This window comes from Arthrospira sp. PCC 8006 (assembly GCF_046480465.1).
Classification (GTDB): Bacteria; Cyanobacteriota; Cyanobacteriia; order Cyanobacteriales; family Microcoleaceae; genus Limnospira; species Limnospira platensis.
Genome location: NZ_PKGG01000045.1, coordinates 15,394 through 30,453, shown reverse-complemented (window position 1 = coordinate 30,453; position 15,060 = coordinate 15,394). Strand labels below are relative to the sequence as shown.

Genomic DNA, 15,060 nt, shown 5'->3' with positions numbered 1-15,060 from the left:
TCTGCAACATCTGGGACAACATATACATTAACCATATATGCTAAAGCCGCAGAACGCTCGATTCTTGTAATTGCATTTGCCACTCAATTTCCCGCCGATTCTTTCGCAAATTTCAATTTACTGACTAGAGCAATTACAGCAGGAGGAGGACTTGTTTCTTCATCAGTAACGTCTATGGGAAACGGGTGGTATAGATGCTCAATTACCTCAACAGCATTATCAACTGCTACTGCAACAATAGTGCATTACTTGAATAATGGGTCTAGCATTCTTTACACAGGTGATGGCATTTCAGGTATCTACATTTGGGGTACACAACTAGAAGCAGCCTCCACTCCCTCATCTTACATCCCTACTCAAGCCACCAGCGTAACACGTGCTTCTGATGCGGTTAGTCGAGTGTTGGGGGATGAGTTTAATCCGAGTGAGATGACTGTTTACACCCACATTAAGGGAGGTTATACACCACCTAGTTTTTGTACACTACTGGTATTATCAAAAAGCAATACTTCGTTTAATGCAGACCGCATTATTATAAACCTAGCGACTACTGGTTGGATACGGTTAGAGGGTAGTAATATTGTATCAAGTGCAATAGTAACACCAACATCCTTCTTTCAAAGTAACGAGGAAAKAAAATACGMACTAACGCTCGGTAATAATACAATAAAGCTTCTTGTCAACGGTAGTAAGATTGGTACTTCAGTAGCGTTGAAGGATGCCGCCGATCTGGGTTGTGTAAGACCTTGTGGTGGTGCTTGGGAAAATAGTCTTATACCATCAAGACTAAACACTAAAGACTTCCGCTACTACCCTAAAGCTCTTCCAKAGTCAGAGTGTTTAGCCCTAACAAAACTGTAATGGAGAACTAAAATGACTTATGACTTACAACAATAAATTAACAGATAATGCCTAATGCGCTTAATATATCAGATAGTAACTGGTTTAAGGTTTATGAACTTAATTTTAGGATAGAGGATGATAATACGTTACACGGTACTAAAGAATTGCCTGATGTTTCTGGTAGTAAATTTGTTAGAATATTATTTGACGCTGACAGTGTACCCGTGTACTGGAAAATGGCAGGGTGGTTAAAATTCTATGCCTACAATGATATTAAGCAAGCTATGCTAGTTAAAAAAGAGACTATATGGCTTAATGAATATCAAATAATTGAATCACCGCCGTACAGCAATTTTTATGCTTCATTTTCTCCATTAGAACGGATTAAATGGTTTACACTTCATTTTTGGAAATTAATATAAATGAAAGTAATAATAGTTGAATTAGGATTAATTATTGTCGCGATTACTCTCAGTACGTTCATTACGCATACAGGACAGTTAATGATTCAGAATAAGTTAGATAATATTCAAAGCAGCCTAAGTTATTTGATTAGATATGTTAGTGATTCTATGACATCAATAGTATGTAAAAAACAGTCAAAAGATAAAGAACAATTACCCCATCTTCCAATTAACAGAGACGATATTGATGATGATGGTTGGCGTAAACCCTAATCCCTAACAGATAACAGCTACCCCAATAACTTAAATGTCCCCCTATGGTTTCTGACTGTAGGGGGTGCGTGTATGTATTTTTCATTTATAGTCTATAAATATAGTCTATAAATATAGTCTATAAATCGTTTATATGAATGCTTGCCTCTAATTTACCCACAATAAACACCCTAAGCCAAAACCTTAACCCGTCTATTAGGGGTAATCATCCCAGGCGGAACCCAGTACCCCTATAAATTGGAGACTTGTCTAGCGGTATGTAGGTATCGGCTTCGATGGGGAATCAATTCTCTAGGATTATGTAGGTATCAGCGAGAGATAACGAAACAAGTCACCAGTTGCAACGCGTTATGTAGGTAGTGAACTGAACTCAACGGGTGATGATTAGATAATGCGATCGCATTTTGTTGGTAGTGAGTAGGTTCCTCAATATTTCACCAATAACCTGACTACCCCTATGGGTTTTGAAATTTGAGCCATACCCTCCCCCTAACCGAAACAGACATATTAGGGGAACTGACCGTTGCGATAGCAGTCAACAGTGACGCTAGGAACCGCTAGGCTTGCTGTTGACGGGTATCGCTAGGGAAGTACCCTATCGGTGTTTGGTTAGGGGGAGATAGTAGGCATTTGACAGATTGATTAAGTTGTGCTTGTTGACTGAGTAATCAACCTGTTGACAGAATTATTTTCCTGTGCTAGGACTAGATTGTGAGTAATATCTGAGTAATTCAATAGGATATAGGGGTTGAGTAATAACCCGCTATCGCTGTCAGGATAAGGGTTTATAGTTAACACATTCTGTAGCTTTAACAGCGTCTACATAGCCTACAACCCCTATTCTACCGTTACTTAGGTGTTACTCAAAGCCATAACAGGATCCATCAATTTGTAGCCATAAAATAACCCCTAGGGTTTAATCCAGGGGTGTTAATTTATGAAAGGTTGACGATTAGATTAATCTATCTGATAGATAACTCCAAGGAATAATTTAGCTTCAGAGCTATCAATATCAACCCCTAACGCTGTTAACCGTTCTATGGCTACGTTCAACGGTATAGGTAACTTAGAGCATCCTTCGAGAACTTCTAAGGTAGCGTCAATCCCTTCTGTTTTATATTTACTCTCGTTGACGATTGTGCTATGTCCCATAAGTCTCGCTCTCAACTCAATAGGCAATCCATACTTTTCACCCAACAGGTTGTACAGTCTACGGAAAGCATATTTTTGAGTTACCGGGCATTTCATTGAGGCAATTTTTTGACTAAACGTTGCGTTAAAGCCTCCGACTATGCTTTTGGGTTTACTACCTTTTCTAGGGTTATATTCTGGTAACAATGGCTGCTTCAATTCCAGGAACTCAAACATATCAAGGCTAGGTATTGGTGCAACAACCCGTCCCCCTGTTTTGATACTCACTTTCCGACCTTCTGAGTCAGTAAAGTAAACATAATCACCTAGCACCAAGTAATTATCCTGATTATCGGGGTCTGACAGTGCTTTGATAGTGATACCATCATCCGTTACAAATGGCTTAGTTAGATTAACGGCAGCGGCTATCTCGGTAGGCCTTAACCCATACATTACTGCCATACCAGTCACCCATAACCAGTTATGCCGGGATGATTGATGTTGGTGGCCTTTAATAGTATAGGCTTCTTGTTTGGCGCTATACCACCAATCCTTAAAGGCATCAATGCTTATACGCTGTTTCTTTTTGAATTGCGTTTGTTTGGCGTTAATAGGCTCAAGCTGTTTAAGCAAGTGTTCTTTGTTAGGTGATTTCTCGGCTATGGCTTTTAAGATGTAGTAACGTCCCTTGAAGGTTTTTGAGCCTACTAATTGTTCTCCGTTCCGTAGGGGAGTATACAGCATAGCCTTGAAACTCTCCCAGCTAGGATATTCATCCCAGTTAGGGAAGCATTTAAAAAATATTCCCTTGGTTTGATGGTAAGATACTAAGTCGCTTACGATATCGCGAGAACGTTTCCTTCCTGTGTTGCGGTTGTAACCCGCAAAATACTCATCCTCTAGTTGTTGGAATATTTCCCGATAGGTTATCAGATTATCCTCAATCTGATTTTTCCCTAGGATGGTTTTATCGTACCAATCCCAAAATTCACTAGCGCTAGTGATAGTTCCCAGGGCTTCAGATACCAACTTAGCTTTCTTAACCCCGTCTATCACCCCTTGAGGTGTACATTCAAGATTAGCTGTCTTGGGTAGCCGTTTCCCGGTAGGTGGTTGCTTAAACTGCAATAGTAGGTTGTACCTAACCCCGGTCTTTTGAAGTTTGAGAGTTACCCCCTTGGGACATTCCCCTTTAAAGTCTTGATAGGCTTTCACGAACCTAGCGTAACTCTCATCATAGTTGCCCTTTCCCCCTACTGTAGGGGTATCAGTAGCGTTACTCATTTTTTACTCACTTGTTACTCTGTTATGGCTTTGAGTAACACCTAAGTAACGGTAGAATAGGGGTTGTAGGCTATGTAGACGCTGTTAAACCGCCTAGTTGATGGCACTTGCCACCAGTAACGTGGCGGATTTAGTGGTAGTGGGGGTTCTGTCTGACCCACAATCGGGAAACCATCGCGCACCGACATCATTAATATAACAAAGACTCTCCCTAGTTATCCGGTTAATTTCATCTGAATTTCATCTTTGATAATGGAAATTTCCCCCATCAACTTAATTCCGCTGTGGTTCGTCTGTCTGTTAGCTTTTTATGTGGCTTGCACCCTCGGAGCCAATGATGTGGCTAACTCTATGGGGACTTCTGTAGGGTCAAAGGCGATTACTCTCCGACAAGCTATTATCATTGCTGGGGTTTTGGAATTTCTAGGGGCGGTATTATTCGGGGGTAGGGTTTCGGAAACCTTAGCCACTGGGGTAGTCAAGCCGGAAGAATTTATCCGATCGCCTCAATTGTTCCAATTGGGTATGATAGCGGTATTAGTCTCGACCGGGTTATGGCTTATGATTGCCACCCGTAAGGGTTTACCCGTCGCCTCTTCCCATGCTGTGGTCGGTGCTATTTCGGGATTTAGTGCTGTGGCTGTAGGGTGGACTGCTGTAGCCTGGAAAACTGTCGGTTTGATTTCTCTGGCTTGGTTAATTACCCCCCTCATTAGTGCAGCGATCGCCGCCTCACTCTACAGTCTAATTAAATATTGGATTCTGGAACATCCACACCCCCAACAACAAATTCTCGAATGGACCCCCTGGCTCAGTTGTGCCATGATTGCAGTATTTGGCACGTTAGTAGTCCCAGAAATTAGTCAACCCCTCGCCCATTTGATTAAAAGTCAATGGGGTGTTAATTTTCCTACCCATGATTTGACTATTGCGATCGCTGGTCTAACTGTCGTTGGCCTTACCTGGTTTAGTTGGCAACCTACTTTTAGATCCGGTGATAGCAAGTCCTCCATTGAAAGACAACTCGCTCAGTTTCAGGTTTTCAGTGCTTGCTTTGTGGCTTTTGCTCATGGGTCTAATGATGTTGGTAACACTGTCGCACCCCTTGCCATTATTGTCTATATCCGACAAACCGCTTCTGTCCCCCTCGGAGAGTTTCATATCCCCCTATGGGTATTAGTTATTGGCGGCGCTGGTATTGCTACAGGTTTGGCGGTTTGGGGTCAAAAAGTCATCTCCACTGTCGGCGAAAATATTATCACTTTAGCCCCTAGTGCTGGATTTTCGGCTGAACTCGCCACCGCCACCACTGTACTAATTGCTTCTAACTTAGGGATACCTGTTTCTACCTCCCATGCGCTAGTTGGTGGTGTTGTCGGCGTGGGACTTGTTCAAGGCTGGAAGTCTATTAAATTTGGGACTGTAGGTAAGATCGCCTTGGCTTGGTTAATTACAGTCCCCACCGCTGCATTTTTGGCCGCTATAGGCTTTCTACTCCTGCGATATTTCATGGGGTAGCTTTAGCTATGGCGGCGATCGCCCCCCTAACCCCCCCTAGGATATAGTTATCAATATCTTATCCCCCTCCCCCCATAGGGGATGTTAAACTATGGGGAAATAGCTCATTGGTTAGATCAGAGGATTAAGACGTGGTAACAACTCCTGAGAAAATTACAAGTCCTAGCACCCAATTAAGCGATCGCCCTAAATCAGATCGGGTAGCCGTTTTATTGATGGGTTATGGAGAAGTAGAAAGCTATGAAGACTTTGCCAATTATAATGAACAGGCTTTAAATCTGTTAACCGCCAAATTCGCCCCAGTTCCTACTTGGATTTATCCGCCTCTAGCTAAACTTTTGGCAATATTTGACCTCCATGAATGGAGTCATCAGCACGGCAATTTTATTTCCCCCCACAATGCAATTTTTGAGAAACAACGAGCCGGAATTGAAGCACATTTACAACAAAAATGGGGCGATCGCGTTCAAGTATTTAAAGCCTTTAATTTCTGTGCCCCCTTCCTACCAGAAACAGTTTTAAGCCAAATTAAAACCGAAGGATTTGACAAAATCCTGATTTATCCACTGTTGGTAGTTGATTCAATTTTTACCAGTGGTATCGCTGTAGAACAGGTTAATAATGCTCTGGCACAATTAGCCGATACTAGCAGCCATTGGGTTACAGGTCAGCGTTATATCCCATCTTTTTATAATGAGCCTGAATACATTAATTTAATGGGGGAATTAGTGCAGTCAAAAATTGACGAAGAATTGGCGATCGCACATTTGCCCTCCCAAATAGGCATCGTATTAATGAATCATGGATGCCCCCATAAAGCCAAGGGTTTTACATCAGGAATTGATGAAAGTCAAGCCTTATATGAAAAAGTCCGGGAACAACTCATCAACCGTTATCCCTTAATTTCCGTAGGCTGGTTAAACCATGATACCCCCCTGATCGACTGGACTCAACCCAACGCGCAACTAGCCGCCCATAATCTGATAGAATTGGGAGCGACGGCTATTGTCTTCATGCCTATAGGGTTTGCTACCGAAAACCACGAAACCCTATTAGATGTAGAACACATTATCGAGGCATTGCGGCGGCGACATCCCCAGGTAAGGTATATTAAAATGGCTTGTGTCAATGACCATCCCCAATTCCTGGAGATGGCTGCTAATTGGGCTAATCCTCAGATTGAGGCATTATTAAGCCAAACAGCATTATCTATTAATCCTAGCCTGGCAGTACAATCAGATCCAGGTCATCATAGCCATAGCCATGATCATGATCATAGCCATCACCACCACTAAAACCTAGGGGCGGGTTCTCCAATTATCCCCCCCTGTACAATGGTAGGGGTAGCGATCGCGATCGCTACCCCACCACACAGGAAACAATACTCCTAATCAGAAAGTTGGATTTCCGCCCTGACCATGGGTTCCCCAATTACCCGGTTAAGGGTAAATCCGATTTTTTCGCAGATATGCTGCATCACCCGGTTATCAGTGAGGATTTCCGCCATAATACAAGTGAGTTTTTCCTGGCGACTAATATGCAGAAGTTGTTTAAGCAACTGCGTCCCTACCCCTTGACGTTGGAAAGCATCAGCCACCAATAGGGAAAATTCCGCTTCATTGCTACCATAGACCTTGCTGAGTCGTCCTAAGCCGATGATTTGTCGTTCTAGGCTTTCTGGATTGGTGTATTCTGCCACTAGAGCCATTTCGCGATCGTAATCGATAAAACAGAGTCGGGACATAGGTTCATGACCTGTCCGGGAACTAAGTTTCATCAGATGAGCATAGCGCAAATAAACGCTTTCCTCCGAAAGACTTTCATGGAATTTAACCGCCATGGGTTCATCTTCAGGACGGATAGGACGGATAGTAATAGGCATTCCCTGCTGAGAAACCCAATGGCTGACATATTGCTGAGGATAGGGTCGGATAGCTGGCTTAGATAATTGGTCTTCCGGCGTGTCTGGGTCATGGAGTACCACCCGCGCATCGAGGGCCACCAGTCGGTCTTCCGAAGCCACCAGAGGGTTAATATCAATTTCCTTAATCCAGGGTTGTTCGACCACGATATGGGAAAACCTGACCATAAGCTGTTCCAAGGCATCCATATCCACAGGAGGCCGTCCCCGCACTCCTAACAGGGCTTTATAGATTTTGGTCTGTTCCATCATCCGCCGCGCTAAAGTGGTGTTAAGGGGCGGTAGAGCCAGGGTACGGTCTTTAAATACTTCCACCAGTTGCCCACCCGTACCAAATAGCAACACTGGTCCGAATTGAGGGTCAAGGCTACTGCCAATAATTAATTCATAGCCATCTAATTTAAGCATTTCCTGAACCGTGACACCTTGGAAATGTTCAGGTCCGACCTTTTCCGCAACCGAAGAAGCGATCGCCTCATAAGCCGCCTGGACTTCTTCAGCGCTAGTTAAATTCAGTTTAACCCCACCCACATCAGTTTTATGGGTAATAGTTTCCGACAACAATTTCAGCGCTACCGGATAGCCAATAGCTTCCGCCGCCGCCAAAGCCTCCTCAACCGTGGAAGCCATGCGAGTATCAACCACAGGGATGCCATAAAGTGCGAGAAGTTCCTTAGACTCAAACTCAGTTAGCAAACTTCGTCCTTGGTGGCGAACCTTCTCAATCAGATGTTTAGCCGTTTCCAGCGTCGATAAATTATCCTCAGAAGCTGCGAAAGTCGGTGTTTCATACAAGCCACGCAAATTGTAGGTATAGCGCCACATATAGTTAAACATCCGCACCGCCGTATCAGGATAAGAGAAAGTGGCGATATTGGCTTGATTAAGAATCTTAGCCCCTGCTGCCACCTCTGCGCCACCCATCCAACTAGCCAAAATCGGTTTTTTGTGATCCTGCATTGCCAAAAACTTCAACTGTTCCGCCGTTTGAGTCGGGTCGGTCATAGCTTGGGGAGTCAAAATCACTAACAACCCATCCCCATTAGGGTCTTTAACTGCTATTTCAAAGGCTTTCGCGTAACGTTCCGGGTCTGCATCCCCTAAAATATCAATCGGGTTGCTGTGACTCCATTGGGGCGGTAAAACCTGGTTAAGGGCGTTGGTAGTTTCAGAGGATAGTTGTGCTAGGGTTCCCCCTTCAATCAGTAAAGTATCCGTAGTTAGCACTCCCGGTCCCCCTGCATTCGTTAAAATAGTTAGGCGGGGACCTTTCGGGCGCGGTTGTTTTCCCAGCAATTCTGACAGGGAGAATAAATGGGCGATATGATACACCCGCAAAACTCCACAGCGCCGAAAAGCGGCATCAAGGACATCATCACTCCCCGCTAAAGCCCCCGTATGGGAGGCTGCGGCTTTCGCTGCGGCTTCTGTGCGTCCGGCTTTGATGACAATAATCGGTTTAGTGAGGGCTACTTCCCGCGCTGCTGATAGGAATGACCGCGCATCTCCTATAGATTCCATATAGATGACAATGCTTTTGGTGTTGGGGTCATTACCGAGGTGATAAATTAGATCTCCCCAGCCCACATCTAACATTGATCCTATGGAGACGAAGGCACTAAAGCCCACATTTTCCTGAAAACTCCAGTCTAAAATGGAGGTACACAAAGCCCCACTTTGACTAATAAAGCCTACACTACCGGGAATTGCCATGGCACTCGCAAAAGTGGCATTGAGTCCGGTTAGGGGGTTCATTAGTCCCAAACAGTTAGGACCAATAATCCGCATCGTGCTTTGGCGGGCATATTCCAGGATTTGCTGTTCTAATTCGACTCCCTTGGGTCCGATTTCTTTGAACCCAGCCGAGAGAATAATTGCCCCTTTGACTCCGGCTTCCACGCATTGCCGCACTATATCCGGGACTGTGGGCGCAGGGGTGATAATAATTGCTAAATCTACTGTCTCTGGGACTTCCCCTATACTGGGATAGGCTTTGATTCCTAAAACATTGCTACGTTTGGGGTTTATGGGAAATACTGTGCCACCGAAGGGGTTACGAATTAGGTTCCACAGGAGGGTTCGCCCTACACTGTTGGGTTTTTCGGTGGCACCTATGACGGCTACTGTTTTGGGTGCAAATATGGCATTGAGGGGTTGGTGGTCGTAGCGTAAAACGTCATGGGCTGGATCGGTGCTTATAGATCTGGTGGCTTGCATAAACCATGCCTCTCTGTTGATGGGAGTTTTGCTCTGGTTGGTTGGTGAGTAGATGTTACTATTATAGACCCGATTCATTCCATTAACTTCGATCTATTGATTTTTCCTCAGTTTGGTAACTTTCACTACTGAGTGAGTGTTCAGACACCTGGGGCTGATTGACCTCCGTTTTTGAGTGGCTGCTCAATTTTTTATCATTTTGGGGTTAATTGCCGGTTAAGTTTAATTTAAATAACGAACTATAAATTCCCTACTCACAACGCTATCCTCCCTCACAACAGCGGTCTCCCCTCTGGGATTGTTACCCAGAAAGGGAGTTTTTTATGCTTGATTAATTAACTGGCGACGGCTGGAATTGGGGCGTTAAAAGCTACGATTTTATCTGAGAAAATGTAGACTTTTTGATGGATGTCAAGACCTAGAATATCCCATTCATCCCGGGTTAATTGAGCATTAATTAGAGTGCCATCTCTTAAAGATAGGGCTACCTGTACATCCCACCCTTTATATACTATCCGTTGAATTATTGCGGGGATAGTTTGATGATTGGCTATATGACTAATGCGGATATCGTGCGGGCGGACAAACACAGGAGAAGGACTATTCAGACTGTTTTCTGGAAGGATATTAACTGGGCCAATGAAACCCATGACAAAGGGAGTTGAAGGGCGATCGTAAATCTCTTGGGGAGTGCCGACTTGTTCAATTCTACCCTGATTCATGACTACAATTTCATCGGCAATTTCCATGGCTTCTTCCCGGTCATGGGTGACAATTAAGGTGGTGACATGAACTTCATCATGGAGGCGGCGCAACCAAGACCTTAAATCTTGCCGCACATTGGCATCTAAAGCGCCAAAGGGTTCATCTAATAATAGCACTTTTGGTTCTACTGCTAAAGCACGGGCGAGGGCTATGCGCTGGCGCTGTCCGCCGGATAGTTGCACGGGATAGCGATCGCCTAATCCTTCTAATTTGATTAAATCCAATAATTCGGCAACTCGCTGGCGAATATAAGGCTTAGGACGGCGGGCAATTTCCATCGGAAAAGCGATATTTTGGCGCACGGTCATGTGTTTAAATAGGGCATAATGTTGAAACACAAACCCTACTTGTCTATCTTGTACTTGGGCATTCGTAACATCACCATTTTCTAAATAAATCCGCCCATAGTCGGGTTCTTCTAATCCGGCGATCGCTCTAAGTAAAGTAGATTTACCGGAACCAGACGGCCCCAACAGAGCCACCAGCGACCCGGTTTGAACTGTTAAATTGATGTTGTCTAAAGCTACAAAATTGCCAAAGCGTTTTACCAGGTTTTCTACTTGAATAGTCATGGCTAAAATTCGGTTAATAATTGACAGTTGATAATTTGACCTTAGCGCAGAGGCCACCAAGATACTTTGTCACGGGTAGCGCTGTAGACTTCTTTGAGTCCTTCGGGGTCGCACACTCTCACAATATCGTCGGAGGAATCGTCATTTTGAGGGGGTAGTAAAAGCCCTTGTTTACGCATCCCTTTTAAGACTTGTTCAACGGTGCGGTGGTTAAGTTGGGCGACGTGGGCGATGATATCAATGGGTAGGTCAAAAACATAAATACCATCGGCTTGGGGTTGATTCAAAAGCGATCGCTCTTGGTAGATGAGTCCCCTTAATAATGCCGCCACCGCTTGGGGGGGATGGGTACTACAGTTAAGTAGGTGATATTGGAATTTTTCCCGCAGTTCAAATAAATAATCGTAGCGATCGCGGAATGTTTCATTCTCAGCGTGGAGGGTTTTAATAATGTCCAGGTCAATCTCGATCGCATCAGTGGTTTTGTAAGCCTCCACCAAACTCGGAAAAGACCGCGACACTCTCCCATAGCCTAAAGCCAGATTTCGCATCCCAAAACAACTACCCGGATAGGTGATAGCAATGATTCGGTCTAAAGGCGCACTCCGCAGGATTACCGGACCACCATTGCTGACCACATAAAGGGATGCGATCGACGTATCAGGACGGAAGGCCGTATACACCGAACGACCCGAGTACAGTTTTTGGGGCGTGACTTCTCCGGTGGCGAGTACCTCCGACAGTTCAGCCACATCTAAACCCCGAAACAGATAGTTGTTTTGACTCAGTTCTTCCGCAATCTCCTTGATTGCCCCTGGTTCTGCTGGCTTGGCCATTGCCACTTAGTTGTTCTCCACTTTTATAATACCCCACCTGTATTTATTTTGCAAGTGTATCACAAAACATTTGCATTTCATTTATACTTGACATATAATTAAAATGTGCTACGATGGCAATCAAAGCCCAATCAGGCTCCCATCTGGGAACCTCAGATTAAGGATGTACAGGTATGAAAGCCAACCTCTCAAGCCGATATCTCAATTCCCAGCCTTGGCGACAGCGCCTTTCCCTGTTTATGGTGGGAATTAGCGCCAGTGGGGTGATGGCTGGCTGTGGCACTGGGGATACAGCCGGCGATTCGGTAGAATTGACCCTAGTCTCCTACGCCGTCACCCAAGCCGCCTACGAACAAATCATTCCCCAATTCGCCGAGGAGTGGAAAGCCCAACATGGTCAAGATGTCCGTATTCGCCAAAGTTATGGGGGTTCCGGTTCCCAAGCTAGGGCGGTAATTGATGGTTTAGAGGCTGATATCGTAGCCCTCGCCTTAGCCCTGGACACCCAAGCCATTCAGGAAGCCGGACTAATTGAACCGGGATGGGAAAATGAAGCGCCCAATAATGCGATCGTCCACCGTTCCGTCGCCGCCATTATTACCCGCCCTGGGAACCCCAAAAATATCCAAGACTGGCAAGACCTAGCCCGCGATGATATTCAAACCATCACCGCTAACCCTAAAACCTCCGGGGGGGCTCGTTGGAATTTCCTTGTCCTGTGGGGAGCTAAAACCGAAACAGGTCAAACCGAAGCCCAAGCCCTCGACTTTGTGCAACAGGTTTTTAGAAACGTTCCCGTTTTGCCAAGAAATGCCCGAGAAGCTACCGAAGTTTTCTATCGACAAGGACAAGGGGATGCCTTAATTAACTATGAAAATGAAGTGCTACTGGCTCAACAGCAAGGTCAAACTTTGCCCTATGTAGTTCCCCAGACTAATATTTCTATTGATAATCCCATTGCCGTTGTTGATGCCACTGTAGACAGACGCGGAACCCGCGAAGTTGCGGAAGCCTTTGTACAGTTTCTATATACTCCCCAAGCCCAAAGAGCATTTGCTCAGGCTGGTTTTCGTCCCGTAGACCCCACAATTGAGGCGGAATTTAGCGATCGCTTTATTCCTATCTCCAATCTATTTACAGTAGAAGATTTAGGGGGATGGGATGCCGTCCAAAACCAATTTTTTGCTGACGGTGCTATGTTCGATGAAATCCAAGCCCAAGTCGGTCGCTAGTTTCAATTCTCACAGGCTTTAATCAGGTTGCCCAGCCATTTTAATTGTTCTCCAACTTCCTTTAATTGGCGCAACCCATCATGGTCACAACTTTATCAATATCTCTATCATCATTCACCCGGTTTTTACCAAAAATTCCCTGGTATTGGTGGGGAATAGGTGGTTATCTCAGCATCATGCTGTTACTGCCCATTCTTGCCCTAATTTCATTTACCGCCAATCTTACTTGGGCAGAAATATGGCGAATTACTACCCATCCCGTCGCTTTATCTGCCTACAGAGTTACATTTTTTACCGCTATTTATGCCACCTCTATTAATGGTATAGCCGGAGTCGCAGTCGCCTGGGTTTTAGTGCGCTATCGTTTCCCCGGAAAAGAAATAATTGATGGTGCCATAGATTTACCTTTTGCCCTACCCACAGCCGTTGCGGGACTCACCCTTGCTACCGTATACGCTGAAAATGGATGGCTCGGAAGTTTATTAGCTCCCCTGGGTATTAAAATTGCTTTTACCCGTCTAGGGGTCGGTTTAGCCATGGTGTTTATTTCTCTTCCTTTTGTCGTCCGAACTGTCCAACCCGTGCTTCAGGAATTGGAACCCGAACTCGAAGAAGTCGCTTGGTGCATGGGTGCTTCCCGTTGGCAAACCTTTCGCCGAGTTATATTACCTCCCTTAATTCCCGCTATTTTAACCGGGGTCGCTTTGGGATTTTCGCGGGCTGTCGGAGAGTATGGTTCTATTGTCATTATCGCTGGTAATATACCCTTTCAGGATTTGATTGCTCCCGTGCTGATTTTCCAACGTCTCGAACAGTTTGACTATGCCGGGGCTGCCGTTATTGGTACCGTTATGTTACTGGTTTCTTTAGGATCCTTATTAATCATCAACTGTCTGCAAAGTTGGGGTAATCGCATTAACCAAAGACCGTAAAATTTCTCGATAATAATTCATTTTAATAAGGATGATATATGAACCTTAAAAATATCGGATATTTGCATCCCAAAAAATTAATCCAACCCGCCCAAAACTCTCAAACCCAGGTGAGCAATTTTGAGGTGGCTTTAGTGGTCGCTGTCATTCTGTTTGTCGGGTTAGTCTTATTTGTACCTGCTGCTAATATTTTTGTGGGTGCATTTAGAAACGGCTGGAGTGGTTTTTCCCGTGCTGTGACCTCACCGGAATTTCTGCACGCTGCCAAATTAAGCCTCATGATTGATGCTATTGTAGTACCAGTTAGTGTGATATTTGGAATTGTGACCGCTTTGGCGATCGCTCGTCATCAATTCCCCGGAAGAACACTATTATTAAGTATCATAGACCTCCCCTTTTCCATTTCCCCCGTAGTAGTCGGATTAATGCTAGTATTACTCTACGGACGACAGGGTTGGTTTGGTCCTGCCTTAGAGTCTGCTAATATCAGAATATTATTTGCCTTCCCCGGTATGGTTTTAGCCAGCGCTTTTGTCTGTATGCCTTTTGTCGCGCGGGAAGTTCTCCCAGCCTTAGAAGAAATTGGCACAGAACAAGAAGAAGCCGCTAAAACTATGGGAGCCAATGATTGGCAAACCTTCTGGCGAGTGACTTTACCTTCTATTCGCTGGAGTTTATTATATGGCATTCTTCTCACTAATGCCAGGTCTATGGGAGAGTTTGGCGCGGTGGCAGTAGTTTCGGGAAATATTATCGGCAAAACTCAGACTTTGCCCCTATTTGTCGAGGAAATGCACGTTCAATATCAGACTACTGCATCCTATTCGGCGGCCGTAGTTTTGGGAAGTTTGTCCTTCGTAACTTTGGTATTCAAAAAACTGTTGGAGGCGAAAAAGACCAAGTGAGGAAATTCGAGGTGCGATCGCTTGGTTTCGGCGGCGGGTTGATCAGCTTGACTGCTGCTAAGTCTAATTAACTCCAGCGATCGCTTGGTTTCGGGGGCGGGTTGATCAGCTTGACTGCTGCTAAGTCTAATTAACTCCAGCGATCGCTTGGTTTCGGCGGCGGGTTGATCAGCTTGACTGCTGCTAAGTCTAATTAACTCCAGCGATCGCTTGGTTTCGGGGGCGGG

General features: G+C 44.9%; 11 protein-coding genes and 1 pseudogene. 8 read left to right on the top strand and 4 right to left on the bottom strand.

What is annotated here, in order from left to right:
* From B9T16_RS09375 to B9T16_RS09365, 3 genes and pseudogenes are all read left to right on the top strand, one after another.
* A pseudogene (locus tag B9T16_RS09375) lies at nucleotides 1-861 on the top strand (hypothetical protein); the annotation flags it as partial.
* A gap of 47 nt (nucleotides 862-908) precedes the next feature.
* Nucleotides 909-1,265, top strand: a complete 357-nt coding sequence (locus tag B9T16_RS09370) for a hypothetical protein (protein WP_410244616.1) — start codon at nucleotides 909-911, stop codon at nucleotides 1,263-1,265.
* Nucleotides 1,266-1,520 carry a hypothetical protein gene (locus B9T16_RS09365; protein WP_410244615.1) on the top strand — a complete coding sequence of 85 codons (255 nt, stop codon included), beginning with the start codon at nucleotides 1,266-1,268 and terminating at the stop codon, nucleotides 1,518-1,520.
* 957 nt (nucleotides 1,521-2,477) lie between these two features.
* Here B9T16_RS09365 and B9T16_RS09360 read toward each other — a convergent pair.
* Nucleotides 2,478-3,935 (bottom strand): recombinase, encoded by a 1,458-nt coding sequence (locus tag B9T16_RS09360; RefSeq protein WP_410244614.1) that lies wholly within the window; start codon nucleotides 3,933-3,935, stop codon nucleotides 2,478-2,480.
* A 252-nt stretch (nucleotides 3,936-4,187) separates the two neighbouring features.
* Here B9T16_RS09360 and B9T16_RS09355 point away from each other — a divergent pair, with 252 nt between their 5' ends.
* Both B9T16_RS09355 and B9T16_RS09350 read left to right on the top strand, forming a co-directional pair.
* On the top strand, nucleotides 4,188-5,453 hold the full coding sequence (locus B9T16_RS09355) for an inorganic phosphate transporter (RefSeq protein ID WP_410244613.1): 1,266 nt from the start codon (nucleotides 4,188-4,190) through the stop codon (nucleotides 5,451-5,453).
* A gap of 131 nt (nucleotides 5,454-5,584) precedes the next feature.
* A complete protein-coding gene (locus B9T16_RS09350) occupies nucleotides 5,585-6,748 on the top strand; it encodes a ferrochelatase (RefSeq protein ID WP_410244612.1) in 1,164 nt (387 codons plus the stop codon).
* A gap of 92 nt (nucleotides 6,749-6,840) precedes the next feature.
* Here B9T16_RS09350 and B9T16_RS09345 read toward each other — a convergent pair whose 3' ends face one another.
* The 3 genes from B9T16_RS09345 to B9T16_RS09335 form a co-directional block, all read right to left on the bottom strand.
* Nucleotides 6,841-9,591, bottom strand: a complete 2,751-nt coding sequence (locus tag B9T16_RS09345) for a GNAT family N-acetyltransferase (protein WP_410244617.1) — start codon at nucleotides 9,589-9,591, stop codon at nucleotides 6,841-6,843.
* A 335-nt stretch (nucleotides 9,592-9,926) separates the two neighbouring features.
* On the bottom strand, nucleotides 9,927-10,928 hold the full coding sequence (locus B9T16_RS09340; protein WP_410244611.1) for a sulfate/molybdate ABC transporter ATP-binding protein: 1,002 nt from the start codon (nucleotides 10,926-10,928) through the stop codon (nucleotides 9,927-9,929).
* A gap of 41 nt (nucleotides 10,929-10,969) precedes the next feature.
* Entirely contained in the window at nucleotides 10,970-11,764 is a 795-nt protein-coding gene (locus B9T16_RS09335; RefSeq protein ID WP_014276781.1) for a Crp/Fnr family transcriptional regulator, read from the bottom strand.
* A 173-nt stretch (nucleotides 11,765-11,937) separates the two neighbouring features.
* Between B9T16_RS09335 and B9T16_RS09330 the strand changes: the two genes are divergently transcribed.
* The 3 genes from B9T16_RS09330 to cysW all read left to right on the top strand — a co-directional run bounded on the left by B9T16_RS09330 (nucleotide 11,938) and on the right by cysW (nucleotide 14,833).
* The gene (locus tag B9T16_RS09330) at nucleotides 11,938-12,996 is read left to right on the top strand and encodes a sulfate ABC transporter substrate-binding protein (protein WP_014276780.1); all 1,059 of its coding nucleotides are present in this window, start codon (nucleotides 11,938-11,940) and stop codon (nucleotides 12,994-12,996) included.
* An 80-nt stretch (nucleotides 12,997-13,076) separates the two neighbouring features.
* Nucleotides 13,077-13,928, top strand: a complete 852-nt coding sequence (gene cysT, locus B9T16_RS09325; protein ID WP_050856797.1) for a sulfate ABC transporter permease subunit CysT — start codon at nucleotides 13,077-13,079, stop codon at nucleotides 13,926-13,928.
* A 38-nt stretch (nucleotides 13,929-13,966) separates the two neighbouring features.
* Nucleotides 13,967-14,833, top strand: a complete 867-nt coding sequence (cysW, locus tag B9T16_RS09320; protein ID WP_410244610.1) for a sulfate ABC transporter permease subunit CysW — start codon at nucleotides 13,967-13,969, stop codon at nucleotides 14,831-14,833.
* The last annotated feature ends 227 nt before the right edge of the window (nucleotides 14,834-15,060 follow it).